This window comes from Rhizobium sp. R693 (assembly GCF_002211315.1).
GTDB lineage: Bacteria > Pseudomonadota > Alphaproteobacteria > Rhizobiales > Rhizobiaceae > Rhizobium.
This window is the reverse complement of the sequence record NZ_LOKY01000001.1, coordinates 23,307-39,004: the sequence shown is the minus strand read 5'-3', so window position 1 is coordinate 39,004 and position 15,698 is coordinate 23,307. Positions and strand designations below refer to the sequence as shown.

Below are 15,698 nucleotides of genomic sequence, written 5' to 3'. Positions count from 1 at the left end.
CTGCTTTCAAGGAAGGAGAAGCGGCATGCAATCACTGGAAGCGGCACCGACCTACAAGAGGTCTGCGTCCACAGTCCGCGCGAAGTTCCTTGTCGAGCGCTATTGGCCGCTTGTGCTGTTTTGCGCTGCTCTCGCATTCTTGACGAGCGGCCTTATCCTTAAACAGCTGGACGTTCGCTTTGTCGCAAACAGTCTCCTTGTTTCAAGCAACGTCATCGTCCTCTGCAGCCTGCTGTTTGAAATCGTTTCGAAGCTTCGACGTCGCGAGTTTGGACTTGATCTCATCGCTGCCTTGGCCATGGCCACGGCGCTGTGGTTCGGCCAATACCTCGCTGGCGCGATCGTTTCGGTCATGTATGCCGGTGGCCATTTTCTCGAATTCTACGCGCATCGGCGCGCCGAAGGCGGTATGACTGACCTTCTTTCCCGAGTGCCCCGTAGCGCGCTGCGGATCAACGACGGCGAGTTCACAGAGGTGCCGATCGATGTGATCGCGCCCGGTGACCGCCTCCTCATTCGGCGTGGCGATGTCATTCCCGTCGACGGAACCGTGGATGGGCGTACAGCCGTCGTCGACCAGTCCGCACTGACGGGAGAGCCGCTGCCCGTCCGCTTTTTCCAGGGCGAGGTCGTCTCAAGTGGCGCATCCAACGCCGGCGACGCATTCGACCTGATTGCCTCGAAGACCGCCAAGGACAGCACTTATGCGCATGTTCTGCGGCTGGTCGAGCAGGCCAAGCAATCCAAGGCGCCAATTTACAGGCTCGCGGACCGGATGGGGCTTTGGTTTCTGGGGCTCACCCTCCTCGTCGCGGCAGCTGCGGTGGCTTTGTCGGGAGACAGCGTCAGGCTCCTGGCGGTCCTGGTCGTGGCGACGCCCTGTCCCCTCATCCTGGCCGTTCCTGTGGCGCTGGTAGCGGGAATATCGAAGGCGGCCCGCAAAGGAATTCTGATCAAGGGCGCGGGTGTGCTCGAAGCCCTGTCGACGATCGACATAATCGTTTTCGACAAAACGGGAACCTTGACGATCGGGCAGCCGATGGTTTCTGCCGTTCTCGGCACGCACGAGCCCGACGCGCTGTTGCGTCTGGCCGCATCGGCAGAGCTGGCATCGGCTCACCCCTTGGGCCGGGCGATCGTCAAGGAAGCGCAGGGCCGGCACCTTTCGCTCTGCAAGCCGGAGCAGGCGGCCGAGGTGGCGGGAGAGGGTGTCGAGGCGATGATCGAAGGGCGTCGTGTTCTCGTCGGAGGGCCGGCCTTCGTCAGGTCAAAGGGCATAAGAGCGCAGATGTCGGGCGCCGACGCCTGCGCCAGTGCGCTTGTCTGCGTGGATGAACAGGTTTTTGGGGCAATATGTTTCGAAGACCCACTGAGAGGGGATGCGGCTCATGCGATCGACGATCTGCGCAAGCTGGGCATAAAACATATTTCGCTCGCAAGCGGCGATCGGCTCGAGGTCGCAAAGGTAATCGCGGACCGTCTTGGAATGGACGCTGTCGAGGCAGATCTCAGTGCGGCAGACAAGGTCGAAATAGTTGGTAGGACGAAGGCGCTCGGAAGCGTGATGATGGTGGGCGACGGTGTCAATGACGCCCCGGCACTTGCAGCGGCAAATGTCGGACTGGCGATCGCCCGCGGCAATTTGGCCGCGGCAGCTGAGGCCGCGGATGTCGTGCTTTTGCAAAGCGGATTGAACGGTGTCGTGGCCGCGTTGGAAGTCGCCCGCCGGTCGAAGCTGATAGCACTCCAGAGCGTGGCAGTTGGCATTGGCCTTTCTACCGTCGCGATGGCGTTCGCCGCAGCAGGGCTTTTGCCTCCGGTTCAAGGCGCTCTGATACAGGAGGCGATTGATGTCGCAGTCGTCTTGAACGCGCTTCGAGCTCTCACCTAGTGGGATAGCAGGGTCGGAATTAGGAGGTTGTCGATCAGACCGCGTGTCACTCCGCCAAAAAGGGTTTCGCGCAGTTTGGCGTGCCCATAGGCACCAGCGATAAGAAGATCTGCATGGCCCTCGATGGCGGCGTCCTGGATGACGCTCGTAACGTCTTCCCCGTCGCTGTGCACAGCCGCCAACGCAACTTCGAGCCCCGAATGCTTCAGCGCCTCTACGTAGCGATCAAGCAGATTGTCGCTGCGCGGTGCCGCAACACGCGCACATATCACAGTCGCTTTCGTAGCCGATTGGATCATCGGATATGCGTTCGACGCGGCGCGAGCGGCCGTTGCACTCCCGTCCCATGCGATTGCGATATTGTCGATGCGACCGTAGAAATCCCCAGGCGGCAGCAAGAGCACGGGACGGCCACTGTCAAAGAAGAGACTTTCAATGAGCGGCCTCGCAAGCTCGGTGTTTTCCAGGATCGTAACATCGTAGGCGCGGGCAAGCTCTGCTGGCTTGATTGTGGCCGACATTGCCTCGGCGTCGGCCGCGACAAGCCTTACATCAAGACAGACCCGTTCGGCGCGCTCGCGCAAATGTCTCACAAGCTGGGCGGCGACGTCCCGGTCAAAGCGCTCCGCCTGGAACACGTCGTCGTCTGAATAGGTCTCGCCCGCTTCGTGACCATGGCGCCGCCCGGCATAGAGGCTGGCGACAAGATCGGCGCCCTGATGCAACGAAAACTGGATGGCGTTCTCGATTATCGCGAACGAACTCGCTTCCGGATGCGTGGTCAATGGCAGATGGAACTGTGGCTTCATGACGTCCTCCGAAGGCAAAAACGCGACGCGGTCGTTGCTTCCAGCGGCCAGGCCGAACGGCGGTGCCGCTGGACGTTTGCATTTATCGTGACAGGAGGAGCGGAACCTGGCTGTCCTTCAGCATCGAACGGGTGACGCCCCCAAACAGGCGTTGCTGTATACGCGGGTGGTTGTAGGCACCCATCACGACCATGTCGGCTGCCACGTCCATCGCATGCTGACGCAAGGTTTCGTCCACGCGGCGCCCGCCGCTGGCCACCCGATCGACCTCGACCTTCACACCGTGCCGAGAGAGGAACATGGCGATGTCGGATCCGGGCTCTTCGCCGTTCTCCCAACTTCTGGCGACAGGGTCCACAATCGTGACATGCACGCAATCGCAGCCCTTCAGGAATTCTATCGACTGGCGGGTGGCCCGCGCTGCCTCGTCGCTCGAATCCCAGGCGAGCAGGATAGACTTTGGAAAGGCGCTGACCGCCTGCGTACGCGGGTTGATCAGGATCGGCGTCGGAGATTGGAACAGCGCGCCATCGATGATACGTCGCTGAAGATTCTCGTTGCCAGCAGCTTGGGCGCCAACAAGGACGATATCTGCGTAAAGAGCATGCTGAGCGATGTCTCCCTCAGCCCATGCGAACTCGGTATAGATCTCCTGGACGTCGAAGGAGAGCTCGGTCCTTTCCAGGATCTCTTGTACTGCCTTCGTCTCCTCCGCGAGACGGTCGATTTCCCTTTGTTGGCCTTCGAGCCAGGTGGTGGAAATCGCTTCGTATGTGGCGATGGCCGGAACGGCCCCCATACAGATAACAAGCGCGGTCATATGGGCGCCCTGTGTTTGGCAAAACTCTATTGCCGACTTGACGTCCTGGTCCCAGCGCTCGACGTCAAAGACGCACATGACGGTTTTGATGCTCATCGCACTGCCCTCCTTGTTGATGGCCGCGATTGTATCGCGTTCCTGGAAGGTTTGTTTGATGTTCGTCAAAGTCGAGGCGATCCGTATTCGGATTGATCGGTGCCCGAACGTCGTTCCCAAATATGCGCTAAAACTCGCGGTTTGAGGGAGCAAGCAGCATCGCGTGAAGGACTATGCGTATCCTGCAGCGAGGCGGTGCACTATCTCGAATGGTTGCGGATGTCCGCAGACTGTCCGACGAGGGCGATCAGCATGCGCTGACCCTGGGGTGGGCATGGGATGGACGAATTCGGGCGCGGCCGAACCTGCCCCAGCTCTTGGTGAAGTACCGAGCATGCGCGAGCGCGGTCAGGCGCTAAAAGACATCCATTCCGCCAAGACCGGCGAACTCCGTCCTGAACCCCTGGGCGCGAGCCTGCTTTAACAGCCGGTCGGCGCTCATGATGTCGAGCCGCATGCTTCCGGCAAAGCAGGGACGAAGCGGACAGCAGAGCTCTCTTGTCGCCCAGTCGAGAGCCCGCGGCGAAATCATCGTGACGACCCAGTGGTCGTTATCCACGCGTTCGAGCAGGACGTCGCCTTCGTTTCTTCTGGCGGGAGGCAAGGATGTGCAGGCTGCAAACGCCGATCCGTCCTTGTCCTTGGCGCTGGTGACTATATGGTTCATCCTGCTACCCTCCTCGTTGTTGCGGCCACCATGACGTGGGAACCGAGCTGAGCTTATCTGACAAGGTGGTCAAGGTTGTTGATCCAGGTCAAGGCGGCAAGCTTTGCCTTGCTGATTGATCGGGGCGATCAAATTGGGTGTCTGGAGGAGTGCATGAAGGCGATGGTCCTGGAAAGGGTTGGCACTGCGCTGCGTCTTGTGGAGACGCCAGACCCGCGTCCCTCCTCAGGGCAGGCCGTGATAGCGGTGGAAGCCTGCGGGGTCTGTCGCACGGACCTTCATGTCTTCGATGGCGAGCTTCCAAATCCGAAGCTGCCTCTGGTGCTCGGACACGAGGTCGTCGGTCGCGTGGTTGCCGTCGGCCCCGGTGTTTCGAAAAGTCTTAAGGGCTGGAGGGTGGGTGTGCCATGGCTCGGCCATACGTGCGGCTGCTGCTCGTTTTGTCTGGCCGGAAGCGAGAACCTTTGCGACGCTGCCGGCTTCACCGGATATACGCTCGACGGTGGATTTGCCACGCACGTCGTGGCAGACGCGAATTATGCGTTCGCTTTGCCACAGGGTTTGGACCCAGTCGCAGCCGCGCCTCTTCTTTGCGCCGGTCTAATTGGGTGGCGGTCGCTGAAGACGGCGGGAGAGGGCCGCACGATCGGTCTTTATGGCTTCGGCGCAGCGGCGCACATTCTTGCGCAGGTCTGCCGGTGGCGAAAACAGGATGTTTACGCTTTTGTCCGTCCGGGGGATGAAGCGGCAAAAGGCTTCGCGCGGGAATTGGGCGCCACCTGGGCGGGCTTTTCCGACGAACCTCCCCCTGTGCAACTGGATGCGGCCATCATTTTTGCACCGGCAGGCGAGCTCGTCCCCAAAGCTCTGGCCGCGGTCCGTAAAGGTGGCACCGTCGTTTGCGGGGGCATCCACATGAGCGATATACCGCCGATGCCCTATCGACTCCTGTGGGGAGAGCGCCGCATCGTATCGGTCGCCAATCTGACACGCGAGGATGCTCGAGAATTCTTCGAGCTCGTGGAGCAGGCCAGCATCCGAACAATCACCACCGCATATCCATTGCAGCGTGCCAATGAGGCGTTGGCCGACTTGCGTGCAGGGCGGATCAATGGGGCAGCCGTCCTGGTGCCCTGACCAGTCGTGCCTTTGGGGCTGTCTGCGAAGGCGTGACCAGATTGCGTGGATCCCGGGTATTCTCAAGTTTGCGCCTGATACGGCGTCTCTCCTCCATCCGATGGCGACCCTTGCAGCATCTCTGACCGCGTTGCGTCGATCATCGTATCGCCCGCCAGAATCCGGTGCCATTTGACCAGGGTCAATGTGGGAGCCGACGGTCAGGTTCAACATTCGTGTGTGATGGTCACATCCAGGGTGCCGCGGAGAATTGCTCGAAGGCGCAGACCAACCTGGTGGTCCAGCATACCAAATCGACGCCATAGCAGGTTTGCGGAACCTGAACGCTGGCGCTCCCATCTCGACTGAAGGGACTGTCAAACCTTGTTTTGGAACCGCCGCCGGTGCGGCTCGATTTGTGGTCGTCGATCCATCCGACGCCTGCACTGAAAACCGTGCGTAATTTCAATCGTCAAGAGGAGAAACGAAATGAAAACGGTACGACCTTCGAAAGTGGCACTGTTTGCTGCAGTGATAAGCATTTGCACTGCGGGATTGGCGCTCGCACAGACGAGCCCACAAGGGGCTCCCCACCCTGAGCAATCGCAGGCGGCTCCATCATGGGACATGCATACGCCCGGTTCCGATATGGTGAGAATGATGGGTTCGGATATGATGAAGCCAGGAATGATGGGGGACAGCTATCCCATCAACATGCGAGGACAGATGATGAAGATCATGTTCGTTATCGCCGATACCGATGGGGATGGCGCGCTGTCTTTCGAGGAAGTAACGGCCATCCATAAGCGGATCTTCGACCGCGTGGACGCAAACAAGGATTCCAAGGTCACGCTCGAGGAGATGCAGGCGTTCTGGGAGCGGTAAAATTACAGACGATTATCGGTGCCGACATCGGTTCGGGACGACAAAAGGCGCAGAAGAGAATGTCAAGAACGCCTCTTCGATCTCAGGCCTCGCAGCCGTCGCGGGCTGCGAGCCCTGAACTGGCGCGCACAGGAGCTTCGTCCTCTAGGAGGCCATCAACGGGTCGTCCCTGACCGTCTCAGCCAGGAATTCGAGGACGGTTCGGACCCGCAATGGCAGGTTCTTGCGCGAGGGGTAAACGACATTGATCGGCAGGCGCGCGGGGGGGAATTCAGGCATCAGCTTGATCAATCTGCCAGCCTCGATGTCGGGGCAGGCAAGGAGATGTGAAAGCACCGCAAGACCGCCCCCGGTCAAGACCGCGCGGTGTACCGCCACCGCATTGTTTGCGACCAGGCGCGGTGCAATGCGCACGCAAATCTCATCGGACCCATTGGAAAACGACCATGACCGTCCATCTCCGGCGCGGCTGTAGCAGATGCATTCATGACCACTGATCTCATCGGGCGTATTGGGCGTACCATGTTGTGCCAGGTAGCGGGGTGCGGCGACCAGGAAGGCGGTCGTCCAGCCGATCCGGCGGCACATCAAGCTGCTGTCTGACACTGGACCGAGCCGCACTTCGAGATCGATGCCATCGCCGATCAGATCGGACGGCTCCTCCCGAAAGATCAATTCGACCGACAGCGCGGGATGGCTTTCGAGCAGTCGCGCAAGACGCTCGCTGACACAAAGGCCGAGAGGCGCGGGAAGCGTAAGCCGCACCCGGCCCGACGCCATGGCGGTGTCGATGCAGGAGGCCTCGGCAAGCGCGTCCACTGCCTCCACCACCCGTAGTGCCATCGCGATCATTTGTTCGCCTTCCACGGTCAGGGCAAGCGCATTTGTGGTACGATGTAGCAGGCGCGTGTTGAGATGGCCTTCGAGTGCGGAAATCTGCCTGGAGACTGCTGGCTGTGTGAGATCGAGATCGATTGCGGCTGCAGAAAACGAGCCTGTCTCTGCCACGCGCAGAAAGGCCCTGAGCGCAGATACGATGTCCATCCTGTCCCCCATACGTTTCGACATAAGCCTTATGTCGGAGTTTAGGTCGGAAGGGCTTTACTGTCCAGCTATTGCGGATATCTTATGTCCATAAGGATATTGGATATCCGTAATAAGGAGAAAGACATGACACAGCGCCTCAACTACGCACAGCATTCACCCGAGTTCTTCAAGAAGCTTTCAGACCTGAGCATGGGCCTGAAGGACAGCGTCATCGAACAGAAAGTCCGTGACCTCGTGAATATCCGTGCGTCACAGATCAATGGCTGCGGCTTCTGCCTCGACATGCATGTCAAGGAAGCCAAGATCCATGGCGAAAGCGAACTGCGGCTCTATCACGTCGCAATCTGGCGTGAATCGAACCTCTTTGTCCCGCGCGAGCGGGCGGCGCTTGCGTGGACCGAGGCGGTCACGAAGCTTTCCGAAGGCGGCGTTCCCGACGAGCTCTACGAGCGGGTGCGCGGCCAGCTTTCCGAGAAGGAAGTCTCCGACCTGACATTCTCGATCATGGTGATCAATGCCTGGAACCGCGCCAGCATTGCCTTCAAGGCAGTCCCGGGTTCTGCAGACAAGGCCTACGGCCTCGACAAAGCCGGTCTCAACTAAGCTTACGACCTCAAAGCCATCAACACCGCGGCCGATGGCCGCCTTAAAGGGAGAAGTCCTATGAAGATCGTCATTATCGGCGGGACCGGCCTGATCGGCTCCAAGACAGTCGACCGCCTGCGCAAGCAGGGCCATGAGGTGATTGCCGCCTCTCCAAACACTGGCGTCAACACGATCACGGGGGAGGGGCTGGCCGCAGCACTTAGCGGCGCTGCCGTCGTCGTCGATCTCGCCAACTCGCCGTCCTTCGAAGACAAGGCGGTACTGGAATTCTTCGAGACCTCGGGCCGTAATCTGATTGCGGCTGAAAAGGCCGCTGGCGTCAAACACCATATCGCGCTTTCGGTGGTTGGAACCGAGCGACTGCAGGAAAGCGGCTACTTTCGCGGCAAGCTCGCCCAGGAAAAGCTGATCAAGACCTCCGGCATTCCCTACACGATCGTTCATTCCACCCAGTTCATGGAGTTTTTGAACGGCATCGCGCAATCTGGCACGGTCGGCGACAAAGTTCATCTGTCACCGGCCTATGTGCAGCCGATCGCCTCCGATGATGTCGCTGACGCAATGGCAGATGCGACCCTTGCTCCCCCGGTCAATGGAACGATCGAAATTGCTGGCCCCGAGCGCTTCCGGCTCAATGAAATCGTCGCTCGCTACCTTAAGGCGACGGGTGATGTCCGCAAGGTCGAAGCGGATCCCGAAGCGCGCTATTTCGGCATTCGGCTAAACGATGGTTCGCTGGTCTCGGACAACAACCCGCGCCTGGGGCGGATCACCTTTGAGCAATGGTTTGCGACCTCCGCACGGCAATGACAGCGCACCGCCTGTGCCCCAGCTTTTAGGCCAAGTGCCCACCCATGGAAGGAATCTTGATATGATGAAGTCGATCCTTGTCACAACTGCCCTTATAGCAATCTCCTTCAACGCACCGCTCGCCGCCGACGCCGGCAGCAAGGCCGCCAAGGTCACGCTCGTCTACGAGCACGAGCTGCCGAACGTTCCGGGCAAGAGCATCAAGGGTGTCCTGGTTGAATATGGTCCAGGTGGCTTTTCCGATGGTCACACCCACCCGGACACAGCCTTCATCTATGCAACGGTCCTTGAAGGCTCCATCCGCAGCCAGGTCAATGACGGGCCAGTGAAAACCTACAAAGCCGGGGAGAGCTTTTCGGAGATGCCAGGCGACCGTCATGGCGTCAGCGCTAACGGCAGCAAGACAAAGCCCGCCAAGCTGCTCGCGGTCTTCGTCGTTGACAGCAATCAAAAGGAACTGACCTTTCCTCTGAAGAAGTAAGTGAGCGGCGGGGCCGGGTGCTGACGCACACGGGCCCGCCCGCATGCGTAGGGTTGCAACCGATCGCGATGGGAGCCTGCCATGTTTAATGTCCAACTCTCGTTACCGCTTGTTCTGATCAATCTTCTCGGCGTTGCCGGCATAGTCATATGGCATCTCCAGGGTCGCAACCGCCCGACTGCTCGCCTGGTCGTCCAGATCCTGTTTTTCGCAGGCATGACCGCTGTCCTTATCTTTGCAGGCATCTTGCCGCATCGCGTTGACGAGACGCAGTTTTCGGGCCTCATGGACGTTCTGTCCATCTCAGCGCGAGTGCTGTGGTGGACACATCTGGCATGGACCCTGATCGGCTTCGTTCGCATCTACATTGTTCTGGAGCGAAGGCCGCGCGAGGCGCGGTTGCTGCAGGATCTGATCGTTGCCGTCGTCTATCTCGGAGTGGCACTGTCCATCCTGGGCTTCGTCTTCAAAGCGCCGATCGGCACGCTGGTCGCAACCTCCGGCGTCGTCGCCATCATCTTCGGCCTTGCGCTGCAAAATACGCTCGGTGACGTATTCTCGGGCATCGCACTCACATTGGGACGGCCCTTTGCCATCGGCGATTGGATCGTGATGAGCGACGGAACCGAGGGACGCGTCATTGAAAACAACTGGCGCTCCACGTTTTTGCTCACCGGTGCTCATAACGTCGTCGTTCTGCCGAATAGCGTGCTAGCGAAGGTCGGATTGACGAATCTCTCTCGCCCCGATGAAACGCACCAGATCACGCTACTTGTCCGGATTGATGCAAGCCATCGCCCACAATTGGTCGAAGAGGCGATGCGGACCGCCTTGCGAGGCAGCACGCGCATTGTCCAAGACCCACCGCCGATCGTTGCCCTGAAAGGGATCGACGCCATGACCATCGAGACCGAATTACAGTTTCGAGTGACCAGTCCGGCAAACAGGACGCCGGCGAGGAATGAAGTGATCGACCTTGTCCACAATTACTGCCGACAAAGCGGCCTTTCCCTTGCGATGCCGCCCCGGAGCTACCTCTACGCGTCGCCTGAAGCAGACGAAGTCAAGCTGCGTTCATCCGGCGCGCTCTAGGACCCATTCGAAACTGCTCTTCCAAAGCTCCGCCGGAATATCCTTGGATAGCGTCTCTATCAGATCAGATAGCCTGACGTCGCGCAGTTTCTGGCGCCACGCCTCGTCGGCATCCCACATGATGCGCGCCACTGCGCATGGATCGCTTTCGCAGTAACCGAGCGGTCGGCAGGGGTTGTTTGCTCTAATATTGTTGCAGACAAAGGTTCGCGCCTTGCCTTCGACCGCCTCGACGATATCAAGAAACGTCAGCTCAACGGGTGCCTTTGCCAAGCGATATCCACCTGATGGGCCAAGTGTCGTATCGACGAGACCGGCTTGCGAAAGGCTCTGCAACGCCTTTGAAAGATATTCCTTGGGAAGTCCGTGGAACTCGGCCAACGCCTTGGTAGACAGATAACGGCCTTCGGGCAGACCGGCGAGTATGGCACAGCAATGGAGCGCCCATTCGACTTGGCTTTTCAGGATCATCAATTCGGTCCAGGTCTGATGCTGTGCCACATCTATTAAGGATATAGGCTATCCCTATTTCCTGACGATGTAAACGGAGGCTAACGCGGCAGCGTTGTCGAGAAGCTCCGCAGCTTTTAGCCCCCATTTCTAGGCATAGACTGATAAGCGCAACCACGACCGCAACGAGGCGAACGTTGGCGGCGAGCTTGTCATGGCGTGCGGCGACGCGGTGGAAGTACTTCGTCCACCGATAGTGCGCGGGCCAAGATGGTCAAGCAGTGCGGCGGCGATTTGCCCGTCATGCGTCTGTCCTGCCGTCAGCCGAGCCTGATCGGGAGGCCTTGCGCGTCGACAACGACATGGATCTTGGTCGCGAGCCCGCCCGCGTGATCGACCGAGACAATGATCTGCACCCCTTTTTTGCAGTCGCGGCCTCATGCTTTGCTAGATCACGTCGCGTAGCTTTCGACCCGTCTCCTGAAGCAGCTGGAAGGCCCGATAGCGCCGATCATGTCTGTCGCGCGCAGCACCTGATAAAGGATGATAGACTTTTTCGATCCGCGACATAACAGCCATCGCTCTTGAGACGTCGGGGTAAGAGCCACCAGCAACCGCTCCGAGCATAGCGGCCCCAAGGAGCACAGGTTCGGGGCTAGTCACGCTGGCAACCTTGGTCGACGTCGTATCGGCAATCATCTGCAAAACGAGAGGGCTGTTTGCCGCACCGCCACTCGCCATGATCAGATCAATATCGATCGCCTTGCGGGCCAGTGCGTCGAGCAGTTGGCGCAGCCCATAGCCGAGCCCGGCAAGACCAGCGACATAAAGCGCAACGAGCGATGTCTCGTCGTCCCCAAGCGTCAGCCCGGCAATCAGTGCGCGCGCATCTGGATCGGCAAAAGGCGCGCGGTTGCCAAGGAATTCGGGTACGACAATGATGCTCCCGGCGAGATCGGCAGCGTTCTCACCGGCGGAAGCGGCTGCGCGCTCCAGATAGGCAACGAGCGACAGCCCCTCAGCCTTGGCGCGCGCCGCGATTTCGGGGGCTGCCGGATGCATCGTCACCAGATGGTCGATTGCGGCTCCTGCCGCCGATTGTCCACCCTCGTTCAGCCACAGGCCGGGCACCATAGCTGAATAATATGGACCCCAGACGCCGTCGACAAAGGTCGGTTGCCTGGTGGTCGCCATCGAGCACGCCGACGTGCCGAAGATATAGGCCAACCGGCGGCCAATGTCGGCGCAGCCCGACGCTCGATTTTCGACCGCGCCAAGTGTCCCGATCCCTCCGGCATGCGCGTCGATGAGGGCTGCGCCAACCGGAGTGCCGACCAACAGACCGAAATCTGCCGCTGCCTGGCTGGAAAGCCCCGTGCCAAGTGCCGCTCCCGGCGCGACAATATCCGTCCCAATCCGCTTGAAACCATCCGTGTCCAGTTCCTCAAGGCCAATGGCACGAAAATAGTCACCGTCCCAGCGCCCTTCATGGGCGAGATAGGTCCATTTGCATGTCACCGTGCAGACCGATCGCGAAAAACTGCCGGTCGCACGCCAGGTCAGATAGTCGGAAAGGTCGAAGAAATGGGAGGCCGCCTGGTATTGCTCGGGGAGGTGCCGCTTCAGCCACAGGAGCTTTGGCGTTTCCATTTCCGGCGAGATGCGGCCGCCGACATAGCGCAGCACGGCGTGCCCGCCACTGTTGATTGCATCTGCTTCCGCAACAGCCCGATGATCCATCCAGACAATGATGTTCCTTTCGGCATCGCCGGACGTGCTGACACTGACCGGACGTCCCTCCCTGGAGACTGCGACCAGCGAACAGGTAGCGGTAAAGCCAATGCCGGCGATGGAGGCCGGATCGATTCCAGCATCCATGACGGCCTGTCGGACAGTGCGGGACACTGCCCGCCAGATGTCCTCGCTGGACTGCTCGACGATGCCGCCAGCCTCGTGCCAGATGGCGATTGGGTGCTTTGCCGATGATAGCAAATCACCGCTCTCGTTGAACACTCCGGTCCGAGCGCTCCCGGTGCCGACGTCTATTCCGAGAAAGTGGCGTGTCATATCTAGAGATCCGTGCTGTGAGGCAGAATGACGAGGTCGCGGATTGTCACGTTACGTGGCCGCGACAGCATGAATATCACGGCATCGGCGACTTCACTCGCCTCCATCAAGCCGCCCGCGGCAATGGTCTCTTCGAGCTTGGCCTTCGGCCAGTCGCTGATCAGCGCAGTCACAACAGGGCCCGGTGCGACTGCGCCGACACGAATGCCGTGCTTCATCACTTGTCGGCGTACCGTGTGCACGAACGCCTGTACCGCGAATTTGGAGGCAGTATAGATCGGCTCCCAAACGACCGGAACCAGACCGGCAATCGAACTCGTCATGATGATGTCGCCGGTCTGCCGCTCGACCATATGCGGCAACACTGCCTGAACGGAACGGAAGGCCGCATTGATATTCAGGTTCAGCATGCGATCCCAAGCATCCGGATCACCCTCGACCACGTCTCCGCCGATATAGGCACCCGCATTGGCGTGAAAGATGTCGAGCTTGCCGAACTTTTCCAGGATATGCGGCATCATCGTCGCAACATCTTCCGGCTTGGTGAGGTCGACAACCAGCGGGAATGCCTGCGGTCCCAGTTCGGTGCAGATCTGCTTCAATGATACTTCTGCCCGGTCGATGAGAGCAACGGCGACGCCCTCGCTGATCAATGCTCTTGCGCATTCAAGGCCGATCCCCGAGGCCGCGCCGGTGATTGCAGCGACCTTTCCAGAAAGTTTCTGTTTCATAGCATTCCTTACCTTTTGTCCGGGGTTTACGCGCGTCCGTGGGACACTCTCGAACGGCGTGCGAGGGAATCGACGATGACCGCAATGGCAAGGACGGCGCCCGTGATCATGTAGCGAAGCGACGATGATAGATCGAGCAGCGTCAGGCCGTTGGCGATCGACTGGATGACGATGATACCAAGCAGTGCCGAATAGGCGCTGCCGCGACCACCAAAGAGACTGGTTCCACCGATGACGGCAGCTGCGATAGCATTGAGGTTGACGTCGCCCGTTCCAGCCTGCTGGCTGGCCGATGCAAGACGCGCTGCAGACAACACGCCGCCCAAGGCAGCCAGCATCGAGCAGAGCATGAAGGCGCTCGTATAGATCATGCGAACATTGATGCCGGCACGGCGCGCAGCCTCACGATTGCCTCCGACCGCTGTCATCGAACGGCCCCATTTTGTGCGGGTCAGCGCATAGCTCATCGCAACAACCAGGCCGACAAAGAGACCAAACATCCACGGAATGCCGCGGTCCTGGTTAAGATAAAAGACGATCGCCTCGAGTACTGCGGTAATCACAACCGCGCGGAAAACGAGGCTGCCAAGCGACTGCGATGACAAGCCCGCCTCCCGCCGGCGCTGGACGGTCCGGTAGCCGGTCACAAACAGCACGATCCCGGGAATGGCAGCGAGACCGTAGGAAACGGGATCCGGCATGACCAGCAGCTGGCCGAAGTTCACGACCGGCGAACCGTATGGCAGGTTGATCGAGCCGGTCGCGCCAAGCAGGTAAAGCTGCATGCCGAGGACCGCGAGAAGGCCAGCCAGTGTCGAAACGAAGCTCGGCATTCCGAGACGGTTAAAGAGCAAGGCATAGAGCGCACCGATGATACCACCGGCCACGAGTGCCGCGACGATCGCCAGGCCAACCGGCCAGCCTTCATTGACCCACAGCATGCCGACCAGCGCCGAAGCAAAGCCGCTGATCGAGCCGACGGACAGGTCGATCTCGCCAACCATCAGGATGCAGACGATTCCAAGCGAAATGACGCCGACGGTCGATGCATCGAAAAGCAGATTGACGAGGTTGTTGGCTGAAAGGAAGATCGGATTGAGAGATGCAAACACCGTCCAGATAAGAACAAGACCGACGACGACTGGCAGGGATCCAAGATCGCCTGATTTCACCCGATCTGCAAAGGCACGGATCGCGCCGCTGATGCCCGTTTCGTGCTTGACCCGAACGTCGCTTCTATCCAGCAGCGGTGCAGATGGCGCGTTTTGATTGGCGTTGCTGCTCATTGGCTTTTCCCCTCTGTGATCTCCCGCGGCGCCTGGCGTCGGCTTGCCCTGCGGGAGACGGAATTGTCTGCGGCCCCGGTGATGGCGCTGACCAGTTCCTGGTTGGTTGCGTCGGGATAGAATATTCCGTTGTTGCGACCGAGACGCAGAACCACGATGCGGTCTGCCACGGCCCGGACGTCTTCCATATTGTGGCTGATCATGATCACCCCGAGACCGCGGTCACGGACGCGTTCGATAAGGTTCAAGACTTCCGCAGTCTGTGCCACGCCGAGGGCGGCCGTCGGCTCGTCGAGCATGATGAGCTTCGGCTCCAGGAGCAGCGATCTCGCAATCGCCACCGTTTGACGCTGGCCGCCGGAAAGCGAGGCGATCGGAATTCGGACGCTGGGGATGCGGGCCGACAACTCGTTCAAGAGCTTCCAGGAGCGCACCTCCATCGACACCTCGTCGAGTTTTAAGGGGCTGGTCTCCCGGCCGAGGAAGATGTTGGCCACCACGTCAAGATTTTCGCAAAGCGCCAGATCCTGAAAAACCGTCGCAATGCCGAGATCAAGGGCGGTACTGGGATCAGCCAGCGTAACCGGTTTGCCGGCAAAGGTGATCGTGCCTGATGTCGGCTGATGGACGCCGGCAAGGATCTTGACAAGCGTCGACTTGCCCGCCCCGTTGTCGCCGACCAACGCCACGACCTCGCCCGCATGCACGTCGAGGTCAATATCCGTCAGGGCTGATACAGCGCCGAAATTCTTGGAGACGCCACGCAGGCTGAGCACCAGTTCGCCGGTCGGGGGCGCGTCATGTTGGTTGTCCGTCATTAAGGCAAGCCTTTCCCTGTGACTTC

Annotated in this window: 16 protein-coding genes and 1 pseudogene; 7 read left to right on the top strand and 10 right to left on the bottom strand. The window is 59.8% G+C overall.

The features are described from left to right. Positions 1-25 precede the first annotated feature (25 nt). Positions 26-1,891: a heavy metal translocating P-type ATPase gene (locus ATY79_RS00195; protein ID WP_088702540.1), complete on the top strand. Its 1,866-nt coding sequence runs from the start codon at positions 26-28 to the stop codon at positions 1,889-1,891. Here the strand turns inward: ATY79_RS00195 and ATY79_RS00190 are convergent. From ATY79_RS00190 to ATY79_RS00180, 3 genes are all read right to left on the bottom strand, one after another. Continuing rightward, positions 1,888-2,700: a universal stress protein gene (locus ATY79_RS00190; RefSeq protein WP_088702539.1), complete on the bottom strand. Its 813-nt coding sequence runs from the start codon at positions 2,698-2,700 to the stop codon at positions 1,888-1,890. The two genes, ATY79_RS00195 and ATY79_RS00190, sit on opposite strands and share 4 nt — an antisense overlap. An 82-nt stretch (positions 2,701-2,782) precedes the next feature. Next, complete coding sequence (locus ATY79_RS00185; protein WP_088702984.1) at positions 2,783-3,616, bottom strand: universal stress protein; 834 nt, start codon at positions 3,614-3,616, stop codon at positions 2,783-2,785. A gap of 355 nt (positions 3,617-3,971) precedes the next feature. Beyond that, entirely contained in the window at positions 3,972-4,283 is a 312-nt protein-coding gene (locus tag ATY79_RS00180) for a hypothetical protein (RefSeq protein WP_088702538.1), read from the bottom strand. A gap of 153 nt (positions 4,284-4,436) precedes the next feature. Here ATY79_RS00180 and ATY79_RS00175 point away from each other — a divergent pair, with 153 nt between their 5' ends. Next, positions 4,437-5,420, top strand: coding sequence for a zinc-dependent alcohol dehydrogenase family protein (locus ATY79_RS00175; RefSeq protein WP_088702537.1), 984 nt, complete (start codon positions 4,437-4,439; stop codon positions 5,418-5,420). 468 nt (positions 5,421-5,888) lie between these two features. After that, positions 5,889-6,284, top strand: a complete 396-nt coding sequence (locus tag ATY79_RS00170) for an EF-hand domain-containing protein (RefSeq protein ID WP_088702536.1) — start codon at positions 5,889-5,891, stop codon at positions 6,282-6,284. 144 nt (positions 6,285-6,428) lie between these two features. Here the strand turns inward: ATY79_RS00170 and ATY79_RS00165 are convergent, their stop codons facing one another. Then, positions 6,429-7,328: a LysR family transcriptional regulator gene (locus tag ATY79_RS00165; RefSeq protein ID WP_088702535.1), complete on the bottom strand. Its 900-nt coding sequence runs from the start codon at positions 7,326-7,328 to the stop codon at positions 6,429-6,431. Between the two features lie 126 nt (positions 7,329-7,454). On the opposite strand from ATY79_RS00165, the gene ATY79_RS00160 reads away from it, so the two are divergent. From ATY79_RS00160 to ATY79_RS00145, 4 genes are all read left to right on the top strand, one after another. After that, positions 7,455-7,934 carry a carboxymuconolactone decarboxylase family protein gene (locus ATY79_RS00160; RefSeq protein WP_088702534.1) on the top strand — a complete coding sequence of 160 codons (480 nt, stop codon included), beginning with the start codon at positions 7,455-7,457 and terminating at the stop codon, positions 7,932-7,934. 60 nt (positions 7,935-7,994) lie between these two features. After that, the gene (locus ATY79_RS00155) at positions 7,995-8,747 is read left to right on the top strand and encodes an SDR family oxidoreductase (RefSeq protein ID WP_088702533.1); all 753 of its coding nucleotides are present in this window, start codon (positions 7,995-7,997) and stop codon (positions 8,745-8,747) included. A 61-nt stretch (positions 8,748-8,808) separates the two neighbouring features. Further along, entirely contained in the window at positions 8,809-9,228 is a 420-nt protein-coding gene (locus ATY79_RS00150; RefSeq protein ID WP_088702532.1) for a cupin domain-containing protein, read from the top strand. Positions 9,229-9,309: 81 nt separating this feature from the next. Continuing rightward, positions 9,310-10,320: a mechanosensitive ion channel family protein gene (locus tag ATY79_RS00145; RefSeq protein ID WP_088702531.1), complete on the top strand. Its 1,011-nt coding sequence runs from the start codon at positions 9,310-9,312 to the stop codon at positions 10,318-10,320. Here ATY79_RS00145 and ATY79_RS00140 read toward each other — a convergent pair. The 6 genes and pseudogenes from ATY79_RS00140 to ATY79_RS00115 all read right to left on the bottom strand — a co-directional run bounded on the left by ATY79_RS00140 (position 10,303) and on the right by ATY79_RS00115 (position 15,672). After that, positions 10,303-10,791: an Rrf2 family transcriptional regulator gene (locus ATY79_RS00140; RefSeq protein WP_088702983.1), complete on the bottom strand. Its 489-nt coding sequence runs from the start codon at positions 10,789-10,791 to the stop codon at positions 10,303-10,305. The genes ATY79_RS00145 and ATY79_RS00140 overlap by 18 nt on opposite strands. A 231-nt stretch (positions 10,792-11,022) precedes the next feature. Beyond that, positions 11,023-11,195 (bottom strand): annotated as a pseudogene (locus tag ATY79_RS00135) (transposase); the annotation flags it as partial. A gap of 22 nt (positions 11,196-11,217) precedes the next feature. Then, entirely contained in the window at positions 11,218-12,837 is a 1,620-nt protein-coding gene (locus ATY79_RS00130) for an FGGY-family carbohydrate kinase (protein ID WP_088702530.1), read from the bottom strand. A 2-nt stretch (positions 12,838-12,839) separates the two neighbouring features. Further along, positions 12,840-13,568: an SDR family oxidoreductase gene (locus ATY79_RS00125; RefSeq protein WP_088702529.1), complete on the bottom strand. Its 729-nt coding sequence runs from the start codon at positions 13,566-13,568 to the stop codon at positions 12,840-12,842. 26 nt (positions 13,569-13,594) lie between these two features. Next, positions 13,595-14,854 (bottom strand): ABC transporter permease, encoded by a 1,260-nt coding sequence (locus ATY79_RS00120; protein ID WP_088702528.1) that lies wholly within the window; start codon positions 14,852-14,854, stop codon positions 13,595-13,597. Next, positions 14,851-15,672: an ATP-binding cassette domain-containing protein gene (locus ATY79_RS00115; RefSeq protein ID WP_088702527.1), complete on the bottom strand. Its 822-nt coding sequence runs from the start codon at positions 15,670-15,672 to the stop codon at positions 14,851-14,853. The genes ATY79_RS00120 and ATY79_RS00115 overlap by 4 nt, the downstream gene beginning before the upstream one ends. Positions 15,673-15,698 lie beyond the last annotated feature (26 nt).

Excerpts from the sequence above, each read along its gene's own strand:
- ATY79_RS00115 (WP_088702527.1), bottom strand. The coding sequence starts at position 15,672 with ATGACGGACAACCAACATGACGCGCCCCCGACCGGCGAACTGGTGCTC.
- ATY79_RS00130 (WP_088702530.1), bottom strand. The coding sequence starts at position 12,837 with ATGACACGCCACTTTCTCGGAATAGACGTCGGCACCGGGAGCGCTCGG.
- ATY79_RS00125 (WP_088702529.1), bottom strand. The coding sequence starts at position 13,568 with ATGAAACAGAAACTTTCTGGAAAGGTCGCTGCAATCACCGGCGCGGCC.
- ATY79_RS00190 (WP_088702539.1), bottom strand. The coding sequence starts at position 2,700 with ATGAAGCCACAGTTCCATCTGCCATTGACCACGCATCCGGAAGCGAGT.
- ATY79_RS00175 (WP_088702537.1), top strand. The coding sequence starts at position 4,437 with ATGAAGGCGATGGTCCTGGAAAGGGTTGGCACTGCGCTGCGTCTTGTG.
- ATY79_RS00195 (WP_088702540.1), top strand. The coding sequence starts at position 26 with ATGCAATCACTGGAAGCGGCACCGACCTACAAGAGGTCTGCGTCCACA.
- ATY79_RS00140 (WP_088702983.1), bottom strand. The coding sequence starts at position 10,791 with ATGATCCTGAAAAGCCAAGTCGAATGGGCGCTCCATTGCTGTGCCATA.
- ATY79_RS00120 (WP_088702528.1), bottom strand. The coding sequence starts at position 14,854 with ATGAGCAGCAACGCCAATCAAAACGCGCCATCTGCACCGCTGCTGGAT.
- ATY79_RS00170 (WP_088702536.1), top strand. The coding sequence starts at position 5,889 with ATGAAAACGGTACGACCTTCGAAAGTGGCACTGTTTGCTGCAGTGATA.
- ATY79_RS00185 (WP_088702984.1), bottom strand. The coding sequence starts at position 3,616 with ATGAGCATCAAAACCGTCATGTGCGTCTTTGACGTCGAGCGCTGGGAC.
- ATY79_RS00145 (WP_088702531.1), top strand. The coding sequence starts at position 9,310 with ATGTTTAATGTCCAACTCTCGTTACCGCTTGTTCTGATCAATCTTCTC.
- ATY79_RS00180 (WP_088702538.1), bottom strand. The coding sequence starts at position 4,283 with ATGAACCATATAGTCACCAGCGCCAAGGACAAGGACGGATCGGCGTTT.
- ATY79_RS00155 (WP_088702533.1), top strand. The coding sequence starts at position 7,995 with ATGAAGATCGTCATTATCGGCGGGACCGGCCTGATCGGCTCCAAGACA.
- ATY79_RS00160 (WP_088702534.1), top strand. The coding sequence starts at position 7,455 with ATGACACAGCGCCTCAACTACGCACAGCATTCACCCGAGTTCTTCAAG.
- ATY79_RS00150 (WP_088702532.1), top strand. The coding sequence starts at position 8,809 with ATGATGAAGTCGATCCTTGTCACAACTGCCCTTATAGCAATCTCCTTC.
- ATY79_RS00165 (WP_088702535.1), bottom strand. The coding sequence starts at position 7,328 with ATGGACATCGTATCTGCGCTCAGGGCCTTTCTGCGCGTGGCAGAGACA.